Consider the following 18960-nt stretch of genomic DNA (forward strand, 5'->3'; position numbering starts at 1 on the left):
ACCCACCTCATAGCAGCTTTGAACAGAGCTTTCATCAAAACTTTAGGCTTCTTCGGAAGTTGAATTAATGGAAACTTTATTGGAACCCGGGGGATTTGCTTTATGAGTCGGGACCTCTTTAGGCTTCTTCGGAAGTTGAATTAATGGAAACCTTCAATTTTTCCAACTCTTCAGGTGGAACAACTCGCCTCTTTAGGCTTCTTCGGAAGTTGAATTAATGGAAACCTTACTACCGTCGTCGGTAGTGCCATCGGGTACACCCTTTAGGCTTCTTCGGAAGTTGAATTAATGGAAACCTGGCTGGTGTGCAGCCTGTGCTGGGTGTGCTTCTTTAGGCTTCTTCGGAAGTTGAATTAATGGAAACGTTAGTAACAACTCCATCGTGTTACTGTTGCCATCTACAACTTTAGGCTTCTTCGGAAGTTGAATTAATGGAAACAAGTGACACCAGTGAAAGAAGTTGGAGCCATCATGGCTTTAGGCTTCTTCGGAAGTTGAATTAATGGAAACTCCAAAATCGGTAATTACGACCAGGTTTACTTCAGCTTTAGGCTTCTTCGGAAGTTGAATTAATGGAAACCACGACTTGTTCCGGTAATAGATTTGTGTGGATCTTCTTTAGGCTTCTTCGGAAGTTGAATTAATGGAAACCCGCCCAATCTTTATCTCCACTTCTATTCCCGTAACTCTTTAGGCTTCTTCGGAAGTTGAATTAATGGAAACGATTCGGTCAACACTTGAGAAGTGTCTTTTTTGATAGCTTTAGGCTTCTTCGGAAGTTGAATTAATGGAAACGGTAAAAGAAGTTGGAGCCATCATGGATGTACCAGTGGAGCTTTAGGCTTCTTCGGAAGTTGAATTAATGGAAACATTCCGCACTCGGGGCAGACCCAAGCTGCCATAGCGGCTTTAGGCTTCTTCGGAAGTTGAATTAATGGAAACGAGACCTTTACCTTCTCCCCATTCTCTGCCCCACAACTTTAGGCTTCTTCGGAAGTTGAATTAATGGAAACGTGCACAGCATCAGGTCCTGAGATGTTCATCATCTCAGCTTTAGGCTTCTTCGGAAGTTGAATTAATGGAAACGAGCGGTTGGAGCAGCCATACCGCCGGAAGGAAGAATTGCTTTAGGCTTCTTCGGAAGTTGAATTAATGGAAACTGTGGGTAAAGTAGCAACAGTAACTCCAGAAAAAAAACACTTTAGGCTTCTTCGGAAGTTGAATTAATGGAAACTTCCCGTATCCTCTGGTTCGTAATTTTTGGGAGTTGTCTTTAGGCTTCTTCGGAAGTTGAATTAATGGAAACTTTTTGTTGGTAACACCTTGGTGGATGTAATTGATAGCTTTAGGCTTCTTCGGAAGTTGAATTAATGGAAACAGATGTGCCTACAGTTGCATCTAAAGAGACAAAGTAAACTTTAGGCTTCTTCGGAAGTTGAATTAATGGAAACTTGGTGCTCCAGACTTTTTGAATCGTAGCATTAGATCCTCTTTAGGCTTCTTCGGAAGTTGAATTAATGGAAACTTAAATCAAAGGTTGAAGATATTCTCCTACCGCTTCTTTAGGCTTCTTCGGAAGTTGAATTAATGGAAACATTTTGGCAAACTTCAACTTGAAGAGAGTCAAAATTTCCGCTTTAGGCTTCTTCGGAAGTTGAATTAATGGAAACCTCAATCCAGCGGGTGTTAACCTGATGTTCAAAAAAATCTTTAGGCTTCTTCGGAAGTTGAATTAATGGAAACTTTAATCGAACATATTCATTATTTGCATCAACAACATCTTTAGGCTTCTTCGGAAGTTGAATTAATGGAAACCTCCTTCAGTGTAGCCTTTTTGATTGGCTATGCTTCTTTAGGCTTCTTCGGAAGTTGAATTAATGGAAACCTGATATTTCTGAGTGTCTTTTTTAACACGGTCAGCAGCCTTTAGGCTTCTTCGGAAGTTGAATTAATGGAAACTTTTCGGTCTTCCACTTGTGGTGGCGGTGATTCAGCTTTAGGCTTCTTCGGAAGTTGAATTAATGGAAACCCTTCGGTTTGAGTCTCTTAATTCCAGCAACGATTTCAGCGCTTTAGGCTTCTTCGGAAGTTGAATTAATGGAAACCTCTTCCTGTGAAGTATGTGAGACGATAAAAACAGTATCACCTTTAGGCTTCTTCGGAAGTTGAATTAATGGAAACTTCTCCTTCTGGATGTTGTGCTGTCACAGTCTTAACTTTAGGCTTCTTCGGAAGTTGAATTAATGGAAACTGTACAACAAAGTAATGTACAATACCCTCAGTCCAAGCACTTTAGGCTTCTTCGGAAGTTGAATTAATGGAAACCTTGATTTCCTAGATTGCCCAGGTTAGGATCAACTTCTTTAGGCTTCTTCGGAAGTTGAATTAATGGAAACATTATGTAATCAACCCCCTCCACACCTTTTTGTACAACTTTAGGCTTCTTCGGAAGTTGAATTAATGGAAACATTAAGAATATTATTAAGAAGCTCAAACATTTCAATCCTCTTTAGGCTTCTTCGGAAGTTGAATTAATGGAAACTTTAGGTGGATACTCGTATGAATTACCTTTCTCTTGGCTTTAGGCTTCTTCGGAAGTTGAATTAATGGAAACTCGAAGGAGAGATGGAACCACCGATTGGCAGTCCATGTCTTTAGGCTTCTTCGGAAGTTGAATTAATGGAAACAAGTTTTTCAGGAACAGTGACATATATACGATCAGTGAGTTCTTTAGGCTTCTTCGGAAGTTGAATTAATGGAAACGATCCGTAGCGACGCCGTGACCAGCATTGGGAGCATCTTTAGGCTTCTTCGGAAGTTGAATTAATGGAAACCTGACCCTGTACGTCTACCACTGAGCCAACAGAGCCTTTAGGCTTCTTCGGAAGTTGAATTAATGGAAACCTTGCTTTTGTTGCTCGGAGCTATTTTCGATAGGACTTTAGGCTTCTTCGGAAGTTGAATTAATGGAAACAAAAGAAGGTCGATCGACAGAGGACTTGTTACCACTTTAGGCTTCTTCGGAAGTTGAATTAATGGAAACAGTTAATAAAAGCTGGGTTTTTTCTGAACTAAAAATCTTTAGGCTTCTTCGGAAGTTGAATTAATGGAAACACTCTAACTTAAAACTAGTTTAAGATAGAAGGAGGAGGACTTTAGGCTTCTTCGGAAGTTGAATTAATGGAAACTCTGAGTATCTGCCATTACGATAACTAGCCATGTAAAACTTTAGGCTTCTTCGGAAGTTGAATTAATGGAAACAGCACAAACAAAAGCCAAAAAGCTCTCCAATCGCATGGTCTTTAGGCTTCTTCGGAAGTTGAATTAATGGAAACGCCTCCTCCGGGGTTTCCCCCGTTGCCGTCTGCCACTTTAGGCTTCTTCGGAAGTTGAATTAATGGAAACACAGTTGGCACATGTATTTCCGTTTTTTTTCGACGAGCTTTAGGCTTCTTCGGAAGTTGAATTAATGGAAACATCAAGTCGTGCAGCTGATGCTTTAGCTGCTTCTTCTGCCTTTAGGCTTCTTCGGAAGTTGAATTAATGGAAACCAATCATTGGGTGAATTATGTCTTGGAGACAACCCCACTTTAGGCTTCTTCGGAAGTTGAATTAATGGAAACTCCAGCTGCGTTAACCGCAGTGTAAGTCGCTTTGACAGCTTTAGGCTTCTTCGGAAGTTGAATTAATGGAAACCTGGACACTTATCGTTTATGCAGAAGAAGCGAGCTTTAGGCTTCTTCGGAAGTTGAATTAATGGAAACTAGGAAACAACGAACCTGACTTGATTTACACTGAGTCTTTAGGCTTCTTCGGAAGTTGAATTAATGGAAACAGTACCTGCAGTTGGAGGAGCAATTGGAGAAGCAAAACTTTAGGCTTCTTCGGAAGTTGAATTAATGGAAACTGTAAATTAAACTTCAATTCGACACAACAATCAAGACTTTAGGCTTCTTCGGAAGTTGAATTAATGGAAACTTTTGCCCTACATACGCCTCGAAAGATTCAAATCTCTCAACCTTTAGGCTTCTTCGGAAGTTGAATTAATGGAAACAATAACTTTACCATCCAGGATTAACTTTCCTAGAACTAACTTTAGGCTTCTTCGGAAGTTGAATTAATGGAAACTTGATTCCCGAACCATCCCAAAGACTTGGAGGGGTTGACCCTTTAGGCTTCTTCGGAAGTTGAATTAATGGAAACACCAACACTATAGCATTACTGCTATTTAAAAACAGACTTTAGGCTTCTTCGGAAGTTGAATTAATGGAAACAAGGGAATTATCAATATCAGCAGGCTGATCATTAGCTTTAGGCTTCTTCGGAAGTTGAATTAATGGAAACCGTTTGCATCAGCATTAGCCTGACAATCGGAACACAAGACGTCTTTAGGCTTCTTCGGAAGTTGAATTAATGGAAACAGAAACTGGTTGACCGTTCACGTAGCAGGTCAACTGCTTTAGGCTTCTTCGGAAGTTGAATTAATGGAAACTTGAAAATTTGACCAGCAGGCAGCATATTTTGCAATGCAGTTCTTTAGGCTTCTTCGGAAGTTGAATTAATGGAAACTTTGGTATTCTTTTCCTTGGACCTCGTTTGCCTTAATACTTTAGGCTTCTTCGGAAGTTGAATTAATGGAAACCTGACATAGTACCAGCGTCAAAATCAGCTTCAAGAGCTTTAGGCTTCTTCGGAAGTTGAATTAATGGAAACCCGTCAGATAGCTCGAACGAGTATCCACAGGATGGCATATCTTTAGGCTTCTTCGGAAGTTGAATTAATGGAAACCAGACCATGGCTACCCTTATTCGTGTACCTTTATAATCTTTAGGCTTCTTCGGAAGTTGAATTAATGGAAACGTTAACAGGAGGGTTGTTCATGGTAGATCCTGAAACATCAGGCTTTAGGCTTCTTCGGAAGTTGAATTAATGGAAACTTTGTAATTACTTTGTCCAAAACTCGCTTGTCCCAAAGAACTTTAGGCTTCTTCGGAAGTTGAATTAATGGAAACACTCCTGGCTTGGAAGTTTGCTTCTTCCCTTTTGGTCCTTTAGGCTTCTTCGGAAGTTGAATTAATGGAAACGTAGATGTTGATGACGTGGGTGGTTCCGTTTACGACTTTAGGCTTCTTCGGAAGTTGAATTAATGGAAACAGTGTTAGCAGTGCCGCCACGAATTGCTACGACCACTTTAGGCTTCTTCGGAAGTTGAATTAATGGAAACCTTTGGGCAGTAGGTGTAGTGAACATTGGTCTTCAAATCTTTAGGCTTCTTCGGAAGTTGAATTAATGGAAACCTATTTGACAGATGTGCCAGGAATTGGTTGGAAGACCGGAGGACTTTAGGCTTCTTCGGAAGTTGAATTAATGGAAACCGGAAGTTCAGTTATGCCGCATGTTGCGATCCACTGCTTTAGGCTTCTTCGGAAGTTGAATTAATGGAAACATCCCTCAGCATTTTGAAGTTTTTCAAGAGCTCTTTTCGTCTTTAGGCTTCTTCGGAAGTTGAATTAATGGAAACATAACTGCGAGTGAAGCTTCGTAATCCTTTGGCTTCTTTAGGCTTCTTCGGAAGTTGAATTAATGGAAACTAGAGATTGATCTCTAATTATAATCGGGCCAACATCTTTAGGCTTCTTCGGAAGTTGAATTAATGGAAACATTTTACTTATGGGTTTGAAACCAATTGCAAGAAAGACTTTAGGCTTCTTCGGAAGTTGAATTAATGGAAACCAGACATGGTGCCTGCATCGAAGTCAGCTTCTAAAGCTTTAGGCTTCTTCGGAAGTTGAATTAATGGAAACATTAAGACCTCTAAGCGTGTCGCGTAATTTATTAAATGCATCTTTAGGCTTCTTCGGAAGTTGAATTAATGGAAACTATAAAACTACGTCAGCCTTTCCAACAGATTTGCTGCACGTCTTTAGGCTTCTTCGGAAGTTGAATTAATGGAAACCTTTATCAGTTTGCTTGCCTTCTTGTGATTTAGCCTTTAGGCTTCTTCGGAAGTTGAATTAATGGAAACGCTCTTTCTAATGTGCAGAACTTGCACTTTGGCAAAAACTTTAGGCTTCTTCGGAAGTTGGATTAATGGAAACGAGGAGCACAGTTGGTCTGGATCGCCACAGTACCGGCTTTACGCTTGTTCGGAAGTTGAATTAATCCCAACTGATTAGCCCCAGAGAGTTGGGCGAAGTGAAACGCAGGGTTCGCTTCACTCAACCCAACCTACGAAACTCATATACGAACTCATATACACCCCCCTCGTACTCGAATACGAACTCAAATACCCCTCTGAGAACATAGAAATACAGGGCCCAAAGAGAGCGATAGAGAGCGAAACAAACATCTCTCAAACCGCCACTTAGCCCCAGTACCACATTCATCAGAGGGAAAACATGACCGCAGTATACATCACTAAACCCGGTTCAATTCTCAGCGTCCAACAACATCATTTCCAAGTAATCCACCGAGAAAACTTGTGTCAAAGCGTGCCAATCAAGCAAGTCACCCAAATTATTCTGTTTAGCCTTTGCCAGTTGTCACGTCAAGCCGTCAAACTAGCATCGTCCCGCAAAATTCCCATCTATTTTATCAGCCGCCAAGGCGAAGAATTGGGCAACTGCGAACCCCAACGCCAGCCTGAACGACCTGCAAAATATCGCTTCCAGCAACTCAAACGCCTGCAAGACCCAGAATTTGTTCGCGCTTTTGCTGAGAGCATTACTTGGGCAAAAATGCACAATGAAAGCGTATTGCTCCAGCAGTTGCACGTCAGCAGTGCTGCATTCGAGCCTGAAGTTTACCGCGCTTTTTTCAAATTGTTAATGGATGACTTGCCGATGGCTTATTCCATCGATGAGCTGCGGGAGTACGATGTCACCGCCGAAAGCTTTTATTATCCCGCCCTGGGTTCATTGCTACCCTTGCAATTGGGTTTTCGGTGGCGCGACTTGCAGCATCCGTCAGACCCCATTAACCGAATGCTAAATCTGGGAAATACCCTGTTGCACCAACAAACATCTACTTTTGTGCAGGTACTGGGATTGGATGCCGACATCAGCCATCTGCACGTTCCCAGCCAGCACCAAAAACCCCTTGTTTGCGATTTAATGGCAGAATTTCGCCCGATGCTGGTAGATGAATTAGCCGTCAACTTAGCCAAATCCCGCATCATTACCGCACGAGATATTATCCCTCAAAACGGTAGCGGAGCCTTCCTGTCGCCTCGCGCCCTCCAAACATTCATTCAGCATTGGGAAGAGAAACTGCGAACCTTGGTAACACATCCCCACGCAGGAACCGTTAGCTACCGCCACTGTTTGGAATTGCAAGTACGGGAATATATCGCCTGCGTGTTGGGGGACATTCAGCATTACCGACCGCTGGTTTGGACACTCCCCAAAAATAACGCTGCTGCCAATTCTAACGACTTGGAAGATGAGTATCCCGTACTGGTCAAAATGTAATATACCTCGACCATATTTCTTGTGGAACAGGCCGAAAAGCCTGTTCAAGACTAACTTTTCTGGGGATGTCTAATGTTTTACCTCATCTGCTACGACATTGTAGATGACCGCCGCCGCCTGAAAATTTCTAAATTATTAGAAACCTGCGGTTGCCGAGTTCAGAAGTCGGTTTTTGAGTGCGTGTTGGATGAAAAACGGCAAGAACAACTGCAAAAACGGCTGTTGAAATTGCTGAACAAACGGCAAGACCAAATCCGATTCTATCCTCTTTCTGCTCACTGTCGATGCAAGGTAACGGTGCTGGGAGTGCAACCAAAGTTTGCAATAGACGATGAGGCTTTCATTGTTTAGATAGCCGGGAAGTTCCTGATATTGGGAAAACGGGAGGATATATTTTCTCCCTTTTCCCCCTGGGGGGATTTATGAGCGATGAAGCTGCTAAATTTAGGCTGCGGTTTTCTCCAAAAGTCCAAAAACAACTGAAATCGCTCCCCGTTAAAGTTCAAAAGCAATACCGCAAAGCTTTTAAAACAATCGCATCTGAGGGCCCGGAATACAGAAGCTTGAGAACCCACCGATACAGACATCAAAAAGGTGAAGTTTGGGGTTCTGCGGCTTCGATGGCTCTGAGGTTTTACTGGAAGTATGCGGGAGAGCAAACAATTTCGATTGAGGAAATTGATTCGCACTAGCAGCGGTTGAGTGATTTTGGGAGATACCTCGCTGGCTCAATATCTGTCATCAAAAGGAAGGTGGAATCGATGCACAGCTATGAACTCAGGTTAATTCTGGACAGAGGTGGAGATTTAATTTCAGCACTACCACTAAAAGACTTGAGGAGAATGCCGCCTGCACTTAATTTATCGGCGAACTTGAACTTTACCGAAATTCATCCCCCACGCTTTGATTACGGCGAGATAGTACGCTGGGTGGGTGTTGGCGAAGAAGGTGACTGGGGGATAGTTATTGGCAATTTTTACAACTACGAACCACGTCGGTGCTGTTGGATTTGGTGCTACATAATTTGGCTGGCTGCTGATTCTAAGAGTGTGGGTTGGTGTCAGTTTGATACGGCGCAGGAGGAAGATTTGGAGGTTTTTGAGGATGAAAAAGCCGCGAAGTTTGACAAGTAGAGAGCGCAATTTGATTGCCGTTTACAGTCAATGCCAATTGGGTATGACACCAAGACAGTTTTATGCTAAATGGGGAGTGACTCATGAGGAAATCGCTTTTATTTGTTCTCGTTCAAATTCGACTGTACGGGGTTGGTTTAAGCGGGATAAGAGCCGAAGGTTTCCTACCGCTGTCGATTTGCGTCATTTGGCAGTAATGGACTTCCTGCTAGAGCATTTTGAGGAAATTCCCGGCGAACTCAGGAACCGGCTGTGTCCGCCTTCTCAAAGTTAAAAGTCAAAAGTTGGCACTCTGCTCTGCTTTTTTACTTTTAGTCTATATCACAAATCAGCCACTTTGTCAATATCACTCTGCCCTGTCTTTGAAAGTGCAGTTTCATTAAAGTCTTAGTATGGCTTCTTTGAAGTCGAATTAATGGAAACACCTGCATTTAGGTACCCTAAAGTACAAGCCGTTGGCGATTTCGCCAGCGGTTTTTACTCGTTACCAGATTCAGAGACTCTATAACAACAATTAACAATGTAGTAGGGTGCGTCAAGGAGGATTATTTTCGTTCTAAACTAACAATCTTACAACAGAGGCAGGGGCTAACAAACGGTGCGTCAGAACGAGAATTTTTGTGATAATTCAAAATTCCACAACTGACGCACCCTACCACTAGGAATGACGCACTAACAAACGGTGCGTCAGAACGAGAATTTTTGTGATAATTCAAAATTCCACAACTGACGCACCCTACCACTAGGCATAACGCACTATTTCAATTTGTCTCTTTCTAGGCGGTCTAGCACCCAAAAAATAATATCAGAATAAATGTAGTAGGGAGTAGTGCTGCTATACCCGACAAAAGATGGTTTGGCCATATCTAACAAGTCAAAAGTTGCGCTGCATATTTTACTCATTACCTGCAATATTTCCTCCGGGTTGCAAGTTTTCATCGCTTCTTGTCTTACTTGTTTGTCTGCCGATAAGCGGTCGGATTTTAACATTTCAGACATAGTTTGTTGCGATACACCTTTAGCTAAATGAATCATTTTATTACGTTTTTGAACCCAATAATCTAATATCATCAATGATTCTTTAATACCTTCCCAAATTTTCCTGTTTTTTCCTCTAACATCCACCAAGTTTTTAACCAGCCTATACTTACTGAAGCGGTTTCTCAGGAAATAAGGGTTAGTGTCCAAATTCCATTCTTTAAATTCAGGATTTTTTTTAGTTTCTTGCCGATAGAATTTATCCCACAGGTCAGGCTCAACTAAGTTTTTTTGCAACTGCCAATCATTGATATCGCCGACAAAGTATTGACGGCCATCTAAGGTAATAATTAAATAATTGAGCAACTCTTCCCAAAATGAACTCAAGCGCGCCAAAAAGTTGGCTACCTGATTTAATTCCCAGTAAATGCGACACTGAACATATAAATTCAGCCAAGCTTCATAATTTTGCTCTAACTCTGTCAGACCTATTATTGCCGCATTGGAGTTAAGAATATTTTGCGTGTCGCCACGGTCTAAATTTAAAAAAGATAAGCCCAAATTTAGGGCGGTAATTGCCGATTTGATCGCGGTTTGACTCTTTTCAATATCATCTTTATCTACTATTCCCGCCGGGAGTAAATTGAGACTATTTTGCCAATTATCGAGAATTAGAATAGCGCCGTCAAAATCCCATCGGCTAAGTAACTGCCTTACTGTGTCGTATTTTTGACTCCGCAGATGCCGCCAATACAAGGTGAGTTTGCACTCAGAAAGTTCTCCTTTTAAAATTTTCTCTAGGTTTAACTCGGGTTCGATAAAAACTAGGTTTTTAAAGTTTGAATCAATGGTTTTAATTTGTAAAGCTGTTACCATGTTACCGGTGCCGCCTTTGATACTGATTAGAACAAAGTTATTTTTAGCTCCAGTTTCATCGGGCACTAAATTGAGTTTTTCAGCAGTCGCAATTGCTTTGAGGTGTTGTTCGTAGTCGCTGAGTAGAGGTTCTAATTTGTTAGCTTCTATTGTGCTGTCGATAATTTTTTTTTCTAGTTTGAATGCTAGGTTTTGTAATTCCAGCCACCTTACTAGAATGTCATACAGATAAATTGTATCTTTTTCGTGTCCTTCTGGCTTTTGAGGTGTCACTTGGTTGGTCACAAATATGTAACCTTTGGTTGCGCCGAGACTGATGGCTTTTTGAATGGCGCCCCCAATGCGGACTGGTTTAATTCGAGGATGCCATTCACCCGGATTATCTCGGTACTTTTCCACCACAACTTGAGTTAATTCGCGGCTAGTTTGTTTGACGCCAACAGGAAATCCTAAATCACGGTAAAGAATGGTTTCAATATAGCTGCGCTGTTTTTCCCACAATTCTTTTAGCTTGGACGGCAATTTAGCAGTTTGTTCGCCTATGTTGGGTTCGTTAGACAAATAGTCGATCGGCAAATAGTAGTTTTCTCCTTCTATGGGGATTTGGATAGCGAGATCCGAAGTGCCGATATTTGCAATTAAGATAGTCATAAGGTTTGGGATTTTAGTTTGTATGCTGCTTGGAGGTATATATTAAGGTTTTAAAACCTAACATTCACATAAATTCGCGTACCTCATATTGGTGAGAAAGGCTATATCTAACTAGCTATTTTTTATCTCGCTGTTTGATGCGATTCAAAATCCAGTTCCAGCCGCCTGCACCCAACCAAGTTAGGAAACCGGCTGCTACTCCGGCTACTACACTTAATATTAGAACTAATACTGCTGGATGAATTGTATCTATTTTCCAAGTTGGTTGCAAGGTTAAGGGCTGTTGGATGTAGTTAGCAATGCTGGAGGCGATAATGCCGCCGGTACCTACGGCTACGCCGATAACTTGAATGGTGGTTTCTAAGCGGCGCGTTTGCTGCATCAGGGCGTATTCGTACATATCGCGCACTTCGTCGTTGACTTCTTGATATAATTCTTCTATTTGAAATACTTGATGCCACTGCCGGTAACAGCGGTGGTGGTGTTCGCGCTGCATTACTTGAGTGAAATAGCCCCGCGCTGTGAATACTAGCAATTGGTTGCGAATTTCTTCAAAGACTTGTTCGCGCTGTCCGTTGCTGTGTTTTTTTGGGTTGTCGGTTAACCAATTCAGGGCTACTTTTGATGATAGCATCATCAGGGTAAAGCGCTGGTGCAGGGCAATCAGAAATAGCAGAAAATATTGGTCGCGCAGGTGAGATGGTAAAGTTTGACGGAAGAAATCAGTTTTAGGGGCATCGGCTGCTAGGAAGCTGCCACCTTCTAAGGAAAAGATAAACCACTGGCGGCTTGCATAAGGCAGCCAAGCTGGATTGTTGGGTTCTAAGTCTTCTGGGGCTGGATTGTTACCTTGTTGTTGATGGAATAAGTTTTGCAACTTGTAGAGTAAAAGTTGGGTTTCATCGACGGGTAGGTGGTCGGCAAATAATGCTGTAAAGGACAGCATCTGTCCAGGAACAAAAACTTCACTCCACCATTGTTTTGATGTCGGTTCGGGTAACGAGTTGGGTGGTAATGCTGATTTTTTTAGTAAATTTGTCACTACTTCACCGAAGTAAACTTTACCTTTTTGATATTGGGCTTGGCCTCCTGCTAATTCTGGGAAAAAAGGCTCTAATTGGGGTTGTTTTGTGTCGGGGTTGAAACCGATGCGCCGCTCAGCTTTTACGTGAGTTCCTTGCTGTCCCCGCAGAAAGCGAAAGTAGTGCAGAAAGTTGAGCCATTCGTTAATGTTGTCGGAATCGGGCTGGACTCTGACTGTTAAAAATCCGACTCCTATTTGAAACAGTGCTAGTTGGACTGCTTTGTTGCCTTCTCCTGCTTCACCAAAGGTAAATGGAATTTCACTTATGGGAGTAATTAATTGCCACTGAGCTCGGAAACCAAAAATATCGCGGGCTACTTCGTTGAGTTTCCACAAGCTGGCTGTGGGGGGGTGATTGTCTGTGGGATTGAGGTAGTTGGCGACGTGGAATAGCAAGTCGTCTTTGGGAAATGATTGGGATTCCCACAGGAATTGGTTTTGTTTGGCTGGTATTTGGGTTTGGGATATGGCGCTTTTGAGGGTTTTAAAGTCTTTGGTTTCAAATATGAAGGGGTAGACGAAATAAATGAATGACCCGTTTTGGTCTGCTTTTGCTCCGTTCAAGTTCACTGGTATTACCTTTTTGAATGGGAGGGAAGGTCGATCGCTCTCGATCATACATAATACAAGTGCTTGATTACAAAGCGAGCTAGAGTTTTGGCGTGACTGACTCCGATGCCTAGAAACCGGGGTTCTTCGTAGATATCTAGTTGAGAATCTTAGATTTTTCAGAGAACCCCGGTTTCTTTGTTTAAATCCTGTTAGTAACTCGGATTGCCGGTAATAAATGCCGCCGATACCCACTGGTCTGTATTTTGCAAGCGGAACCAGCGGTTTTCATTCTTTCCTTCTCGCGCATCCCAGTGAGTCGTACCCACGGTGGTAGCGTCAAAAGTTCGGCTGTTATTAGTACCCAGAGAGCCTACAACAGGGAAATTTGTTCCCGGCCCGCTGCGGACGTTTAAACTTCCATCGGCGGTGCCGTTGAATACCGGATTACCGGTGATAAATGCGCCAGAAACCCACTGGTTTGTATTTTGAATGCGGAACCAGCGATCGTCATTGCGCTGTTCGCGAGCGTCCCAAACAGTGGTACTGCGAGAAACTGCGTCGAAATTGCGGCTGGTGTTGGGAGTCAGCGAACCAACTATGGAACTGTTCGTTCCTGGGCTGCTGCGAACGTTAAGTTGTCCGTCTACTGTACCCCGGAACAACGTGCCAGTTACAGGATTCTGTGTGATGGGATTCTGTGTGGGATTTCCTGACAAATATACGAATTTAGCGCTATTGAAAGCACTGGTACCAGGGTTAATAGTACGCGAGTTGAAAGACATTCTGGCCGAACCAAAATTGGCTTCGGAAATCACAAAAGAACCGTCAGAATTCACTCGTTCGACAAAGCCTACATGACCTACGCTACCTGCACCGCCTTGATTGGGGTCCCAGACTATAAGACTGTTAGCTTGGGCTTGACGGCCCCAGGAACCTGCCTGGTCGTCCCAAACACCTGCGTTACCTGAAATTTTTCCTCCCAAACCGCTATAGTTTTGAAGCAAACCTTTTTCTAAGGCTCGACCAAAAGCAAAGTCTGTACACCAGAGATATGTGCCGCCAGTGCCGTTACTTGCAACAAATTTATTGCCGGAACGACTGTAATTAGCTGAGTTGAGATTGATCTGAAATTCAGAGGGCGATGATTGTTCTATGAAAACAGTTTTACCACCTAGAATAATAGTTGCTGTGTCGTCTTCTGATTTGAGAGCGAGAATTTCCGGTTTGCTCAATTCTTTGCCTCGAACAACGGCGGCAAAAATCTCGCCTTCATCGCCAGCAGCATCGGCAATATTGATTCGGGAGTCTATGAAATGCCCCATTTCTTCTAGCAGCACGCTTGCTACGGCTTCGGGATTGTTCGCATTTTGCTGAATGTACTCTTTTGACAGATAAATATCGCCGTTTAAGCTGTCAAAAGCACCGTTAGCATTATTGATCTGAGAACTGGAAATAACTGTCACTCGTGGCAGATTTTTGGTGTTTCCACTGGCGGCAGCTTGTACTAGAGTTTGAGCGGCTGCCAAGTCAATGTCATCTCCAAAGGCGAGTTTCATATCTTGGTTGAAATTCGCTGCATTAGCAAAGCGTTTGAGATAGCTGCTAGCAATTTCTTGAGCTTGTTCTATGACTGAACCTGTGAGTACATCGGCTGTGTTAGATTGGGAAAGGTTGGCGGCGCTGGATGTTGCAGGGTTAACTGATATTGCTGATGGTTGCTGGCTGAGGATAAAGTTGCTGATATCTGGTGTTGGATAGTTGAGATTAAGTTCGGGTAGGAAAGTGCCGATGTCGGGTGAACTTTTAGTGGTTCCGGTAGGGAGTGTTTTTGCTAAAGGATCTAATTTTATATCGAAAGCAGTGGGGTCAACATTAGGGGAGGTTTGCCAGGAGTTGCTGTTGTTGGAGAAGGTTGAATCTAACATGATTTTACGTTTTTATAAGTGGAAATTGCTGGTTCATTGCTGTTGTTAGTGACATCTTAATGCTGAGTTCCCGCGCTCCACTAGAGATTTTGTGCGAATGACAATTCGTGCGAATGACGATTTGATGTGGCAGATTTTGGGGTGAAATTGCAATGTTGTTGGTGCGAATGACGATTTAAATTAGGGCTTATATCAAATTCGGGGTTGATTTATGAAGGAGGCGGTTGAAACCGCGTCTACACAAACTTTCGTCCGCGCAACGCGAGACTCAAGAGTAAAGATTATGACTCACCCAAAAATTCTCGCATTTACCCGCGAGTCCGCCAGGGGTTAAAAACCCCCGGCGGACTCTCGGACTTGCGGGTTGGCGGACTCTCCGATTTATTTGCGATAAACCTCAACAATGTGATCGCCAATATTTTTAATTTTCTCGACTAACTCCGGCGGCTTAACTACCTTGACACTGCCACCAAACCCAATAATCCACTGCTCGAAATTGACATCATTTAAAGACCAGTTTGGCAATACAACTCGAAACCGATGGGGGAACTTAGCATCTCCAGTTGGTTGCAAAGAAAACAGAGATTTAAATCCTTCAGGTTTTTTCCTTCCCACAGGAGGTGACATCTTCATTACAGGAAATCGCTTAGTTCCCTCAGCAACAAATCGAAATTTATTGTCACTAAACCAAAGTTCCACAGTTATTTCTGCGCCCGATCGCACTTTTTTATCTAAGCTGAGAAACTGCTGTTGAAAACAAGCGCTGTCACCGAGAAATATCCCGGCGCTTGCTGCTAAAAGTTTGTTCATTTTTTGTAAAGATTGTTCTTGAGTCTGGCGATTGCGCTTTTTCCCTTGAGTGCGACCTAAAAACAATCTATCCAGCCTATCAAAACGCAACAAACCCTTATCTTGCTTGCCTTCACATTCAAGCCCCAAATACCAAGCAAAGTTATAAAACACTATTTGCAGCGGCCACGCTAGAAAGAAGCCGTCCGCATCTCCCGAAAATCGACCGCCACCGAGAAAACGGCCCAATTCTAAGAGTTCTCCACCAATAATTGCTGCTTCCAATTTGGCTAAATTATTTGATAAGGCTTTGCTATCTAAAATGCTGTCGGTATCGACAATGCAGCGATTGGCGATCGCCCTTACAGGATAAGCATCAGGAGAATTAAGTTTGCTGAGTTTCATCCGTTCTTTAAACATTTCAAAAACAGCTAAAGCTTCGGGGTCTTCTAAACTTTTGGCTTGAGATTGCAGAATTCCGAATACTTGATTCAGTTCGCGCTGCGATAAAATACCAGTACCTGCAAAATAGCCGTGTCGCAAAGGAAATTCTGGCAATATCTGATAAGGTTTCAGGATTTTTTCGATGTCTTTTTGTACAGTATCTAAGCAAGTGCCACTGATGATATTTTTTTCAGTGAGGCCTGCGATTAGTTCTTTTTGGCTACGGTTTTCGGAGTTGGGTAAGAAGGGATGGTGGATGATAAATCGAATTATTTTTAGCAGTCGAGTGAAGGGTTCTAAATCTGAGTAAGCGTGGGTAATTAGGGTCGGGTCTTCTATGATGGTGATATGAATATCGTTTTCTACTTGATCCAGCCTGGGCGGGCACGGGGGCACCGCCCCTACAAGGGGGGAAATAATGGGATTTGTGCGATCGGCTGAAGAAATAGTGTTATTTCCAATGCCGATTAGTTTATTTTGTTGCAGCCATTGCAAGTCGATTGCAATTGTATTATAATCGGCATAAATACTGCCTTTTTGTTGCTGTATTATAGCACAAATTTCATCTATAGAATCGGGAAATGGTGACGCTTTTCCCAAAATTGATTCTAACAATTTTGGGTCATTGATATGTAAGTATCCGATACCGGGATAGCGGATACTTAATGCTATTAAATGCAGCAAGCGATCGAAATCTTGCAGTTTTGAGTATTGGTGCAGGGTAATTTGTTTGTGTTGGGTGCGGTTGATGCGGTTGATGCAGGCGATATTGAGCTTTTGAATTTTGTTTTGAATATCTGTCATGTCAAACTCGCCGTCAGTTTGGGGAATACTGTTGACGGCTGCAAAGCCTTCTGCCGGAAGCGGCGGGAAGTCTTTCAGGGATTTGAACATATCGGCGATTACTTTGTCTGGTACGATGCGATCGCGCTGTTGATTGCGGTGCTGACAAGTTTCTAACGGGGTTTTGAGATGCCAAGCCATCCACAATATGGGTTCTGATGTGCGATCGTCCCCAGGAGTGAGGGGGCAGTGAGAATTTAACTGCGTCAGGAGTGACATTCGCCACGCGCGTTTGGCGTTGGTGGCATCGTAGATGACAGGTTGGTTAAGGGCGATCGAGTTTTGGATTTGCTGTATAATTTGATGTTCTATTTCTGTCCAATCTCCTTGAATGCTGGCATCGCCGTAGAGTTGTTCGCGAATTTCGTCGGTGGAAACAATCTGATAGTTTGCTAGGGGGGCTAGTTGTTGGGCAAAGGTGGATTTTCCGCTGCCGGGTGGGCCAATGAGAAGGTGACAAATCATGTTAGTTTTGGTATAGATTATTTATGATGAATCAGATATTACCGGCGGTTGAAACCGCGTCTACACAAAGAAAGTCCGCCTTCGCGGACTCAAAAGTTAGGGGATATTTATTGGAGTCCTTCATGTAATAATTGAGCGATCGCCCAGTCTTTAACTTCGCTATAGATGTAATGATGGGTGGAAGTACGGACGAATTGATGCAGGTATTCGGGTTTGACGATTCCTAAATTGCTGGTGAGGATTTTTGCCATGTGTTCAATTATGCGATCGGGAGGACAACTATCTGAATTTTCTGCTTTAGCTTGTGGGTACAATGACTTCATTCGTTCTTTTGACATTCCTTTACCGTGGTGAATCAATTCATTTCTGCGATCGCACCAGTAGTCGAAACTTTTTAACAGCAATAGGATTTCCTCCCAAGCTTCAATTTCTGAAATTTTGTTGCGATATTGAACTTTTCCGCCTATAAAACTTCGCTTTTCAAAGCGGTTTGTCCGATTGGGAAAATCTCGATATATTTCGAGTTTTTTAGCAGTTTCTTCTAAAACTCCTTCATAAAAAGAACTCATTCTTGACAAAAAATTAGCTATTTGGTCGAGGTTATAGTAAATGCAACACTGCGAGTAAAGATTTAACAGGGAGTCATAATTTGAGACTTGCTTAACTAACTTTTTAGATAATTTAGAGGCTAGCTGAGGATTATCTTTTAAAAAAATTTTAGCAGTTTGAATGTCTAAATTCAAACAATAATCGCCAACTTCCAGAGTTTTGACAATCCGAGACAGCAATTCATTGCTAGCCGACAATTTAGGATCGTTGATATATGGTTTTAAAAATTTCAAAGTTGCCAGCCATTTGTCGAGAATAGAAATAGCACCTCGAAAATCCCAGCGAGATTCCAAGATAATTTTGACATCTTGATATTTTTGACTCCGCATATACCGCCAGTAGGAGGCAAAATCGCATTCTGATGCTTTCCCGTTGAGAATATTTTTAACTGAAAGTTGAGGATTGATAAACAGTTGGTTAGTGACAGATGATGCGATCGCCTGCATGGTCAAAGCTAACTGCATTTGAGGAGTTCCGCCTTTGATGGCTATTAAAATAGTTTGTTCGCTGCGAATGTGCTGGAAAAAAAACTGATAGTAATAGTTGAGCAATTCATCGCGATCGACTGCTGGGATAGGTTTGGGAATGATTTTATCTATCAATTCCAGGTCGGGCATTTCCTGCTGAAACCACTTTTTTAGAATGCTAAATAGATGGATAGAATCTGAGGGATACCCCAGAAAATTGAATTTTTCTTGACCAGATTTAGGATCTAAGATAAACTCAGGCTGGTCTGTAACAAAAATGTAAGCTTTTTTGACTTGAAAATTAGGGTCTTGGGTAGCAGTTTGCAAGACACCCCAAATCCGACCGGGACGAATGCGATCGTGCCACTTTCCTGTTGCATCATTTTCATAGGCTGCTAACAGTTTTTGAGTGAGTTCGCGAAATGAAAATGATTTTTGACCATTTCTATTTTCGGTGACAGTAACTCCCAGTTCGGGACAAAGTTCGCTGATGATGTAACTTTGTCGCAACTGTGCGTCCCAGACTGTTTTTTCGTCTTCTGTCAATCCAGATTCGTCTATGTTTGGTTCGTTGCGATCGAATCCTACGGGGATGTAGTAGTCGTCAATTTTTACAGTTAAGTCAGATGTACCGATGTTGGCGATGAGAATTGCAGTCATGGCAGTTATTATTTA

General features: G+C 42.5%; 10 protein-coding genes and 1 CRISPR repeat array (1 of these 11 running past the window's edge). Of the genes, 5 read left to right on the forward strand and 5 right to left on the reverse strand.

Going from position 1 to position 18960, the window contains the following annotated elements; all coding sequences use genetic code 11:
- Nucleotides 1-6169: direct repeats of the CRISPR family, unit length 35 nt; unit sequence CTTTAGGCTTCTTCGGAAGTTGAATTAATGGAAAC (it extends 1838 nt beyond the left edge of the window).
- 229 nt (nt 6170-6398) lie between these two features.
- The 5 genes from cas1 (at nt 6399) to QT996_RS06670 (ending at nt 8876) form a co-directional block, all read left to right on the forward strand.
- The gene (gene cas1, locus QT996_RS06650) at nt 6399-7469 is read left to right on the forward strand and encodes a CRISPR-associated endonuclease Cas1 (RefSeq protein WP_333045382.1); all 1071 of its coding nucleotides are present in this window, start codon (nt 6399-6401) and stop codon (nt 7467-7469) included.
- Nucleotides 7470-7541: 72 nt separating this feature from the next.
- Nucleotides 7542-7820, forward strand: a complete 279-nt coding sequence (gene cas2 / locus QT996_RS06655; protein ID WP_333045383.1) for a CRISPR-associated endonuclease Cas2 — start codon at nt 7542-7544, stop codon at nt 7818-7820.
- 71 nt (nt 7821-7891) lie between these two features.
- Nucleotides 7892-8161, forward strand: coding sequence for a hypothetical protein (locus tag QT996_RS06660; RefSeq protein WP_333045384.1), 270 nt, complete (start codon nt 7892-7894; stop codon nt 8159-8161).
- Between the two features lie 69 nt (nt 8162-8230).
- On the forward strand, nt 8231-8602 hold the full coding sequence (locus QT996_RS06665; protein WP_333045385.1) for a hypothetical protein: 372 nt from the start codon (nt 8231-8233) through the stop codon (nt 8600-8602).
- Nucleotides 8603-8645: 43 nt separating this feature from the next.
- Entirely contained in the window at nt 8646-8876 is a 231-nt protein-coding gene (locus tag QT996_RS06670; RefSeq protein WP_333045386.1) for a helix-turn-helix domain-containing protein, read from the forward strand.
- Between the two features lie 482 nt (nt 8877-9358).
- Here QT996_RS06670 and QT996_RS06675 read toward each other — a convergent pair whose 3' ends face one another.
- The 5 genes from QT996_RS06675 to QT996_RS06695 all read right to left on the reverse strand — a co-directional run bounded on the left by QT996_RS06675 (nt 9359) and on the right by QT996_RS06695 (nt 18945).
- Nucleotides 9359-11107, reverse strand: coding sequence for a hypothetical protein (locus QT996_RS06675; protein WP_333045388.1), 1749 nt, complete (start codon nt 11105-11107; stop codon nt 9359-9361).
- A 115-nt stretch (nt 11108-11222) separates the two neighbouring features.
- Nucleotides 11223-12761: a hypothetical protein gene (locus QT996_RS06680; protein ID WP_333045390.1), complete on the reverse strand. Its 1539-nt coding sequence runs from the start codon at nt 12759-12761 to the stop codon at nt 11223-11225.
- A gap of 191 nt (nt 12762-12952) precedes the next feature.
- Nucleotides 12953-14668 carry a CHAP domain-containing protein gene (locus tag QT996_RS06685; RefSeq protein WP_333045392.1) on the reverse strand — a complete coding sequence of 572 codons (1716 nt, stop codon included), beginning with the start codon at nt 14666-14668 and terminating at the stop codon, nt 12953-12955.
- A gap of 381 nt (nt 14669-15049) precedes the next feature.
- On the reverse strand, nt 15050-17209 hold the full coding sequence (locus tag QT996_RS06690; RefSeq protein ID WP_333045393.1) for a WYL domain-containing protein: 2160 nt from the start codon (nt 17207-17209) through the stop codon (nt 15050-15052).
- 107 nt (nt 17210-17316) lie between these two features.
- Nucleotides 17317-18945: a hypothetical protein gene (locus QT996_RS06695; RefSeq protein ID WP_333045394.1), complete on the reverse strand. Its 1629-nt coding sequence runs from the start codon at nt 18943-18945 to the stop codon at nt 17317-17319.
- Nucleotides 18946-18960: the final 15 nt, after the last annotated feature.

The organism is Microcoleus sp. S13C4 (genome assembly GCF_036700865.1).
In the GTDB taxonomy this organism is placed as follows: domain Bacteria; phylum Cyanobacteriota; class Cyanobacteriia; order Cyanobacteriales; family Microcoleaceae; genus Microcoleus.

What these genes read in the sequence shown, in the direction of transcription:
- QT996_RS06670 (WP_333045386.1), top strand. Translation starts at nt 8,646, where the DNA reads ATGACACCAAGACAGTTTTATGCTAAATGGGGAGTGACTCATGAGGAA.
- QT996_RS06685 (WP_333045392.1), bottom strand. Translation starts at nt 14,668, where the DNA reads ATGTTAGATTCAACCTTCTCCAACAACAGCAACTCCTGGCAAACCTCC.
- cas2 (WP_333045383.1), top strand. Translation starts at nt 7,542, where the DNA reads ATGTTTTACCTCATCTGCTACGACATTGTAGATGACCGCCGCCGCCTG.
- QT996_RS06660 (WP_333045384.1), top strand. Translation starts at nt 7,892, where the DNA reads ATGAGCGATGAAGCTGCTAAATTTAGGCTGCGGTTTTCTCCAAAAGTC.
- QT996_RS06675 (WP_333045388.1), bottom strand. Translation starts at nt 11,107, where the DNA reads ATGACTATCTTAATTGCAAATATCGGCACTTCGGATCTCGCTATCCAA.
- QT996_RS06695 (WP_333045394.1), bottom strand. Translation starts at nt 18,945, where the DNA reads ATGACTGCAATTCTCATCGCCAACATCGGTACATCTGACTTAACTGTA.
- cas1 (WP_333045382.1), top strand. Translation starts at nt 6,399, where the DNA reads ATGACCGCAGTATACATCACTAAACCCGGTTCAATTCTCAGCGTCCAA.
- QT996_RS06665 (WP_333045385.1), top strand. Translation starts at nt 8,231, where the DNA reads ATGCACAGCTATGAACTCAGGTTAATTCTGGACAGAGGTGGAGATTTA.
- QT996_RS06690 (WP_333045393.1), bottom strand. Translation starts at nt 17,209, where the DNA reads ATGATTTGTCACCTTCTCATTGGCCCACCCGGCAGCGGAAAATCCACC.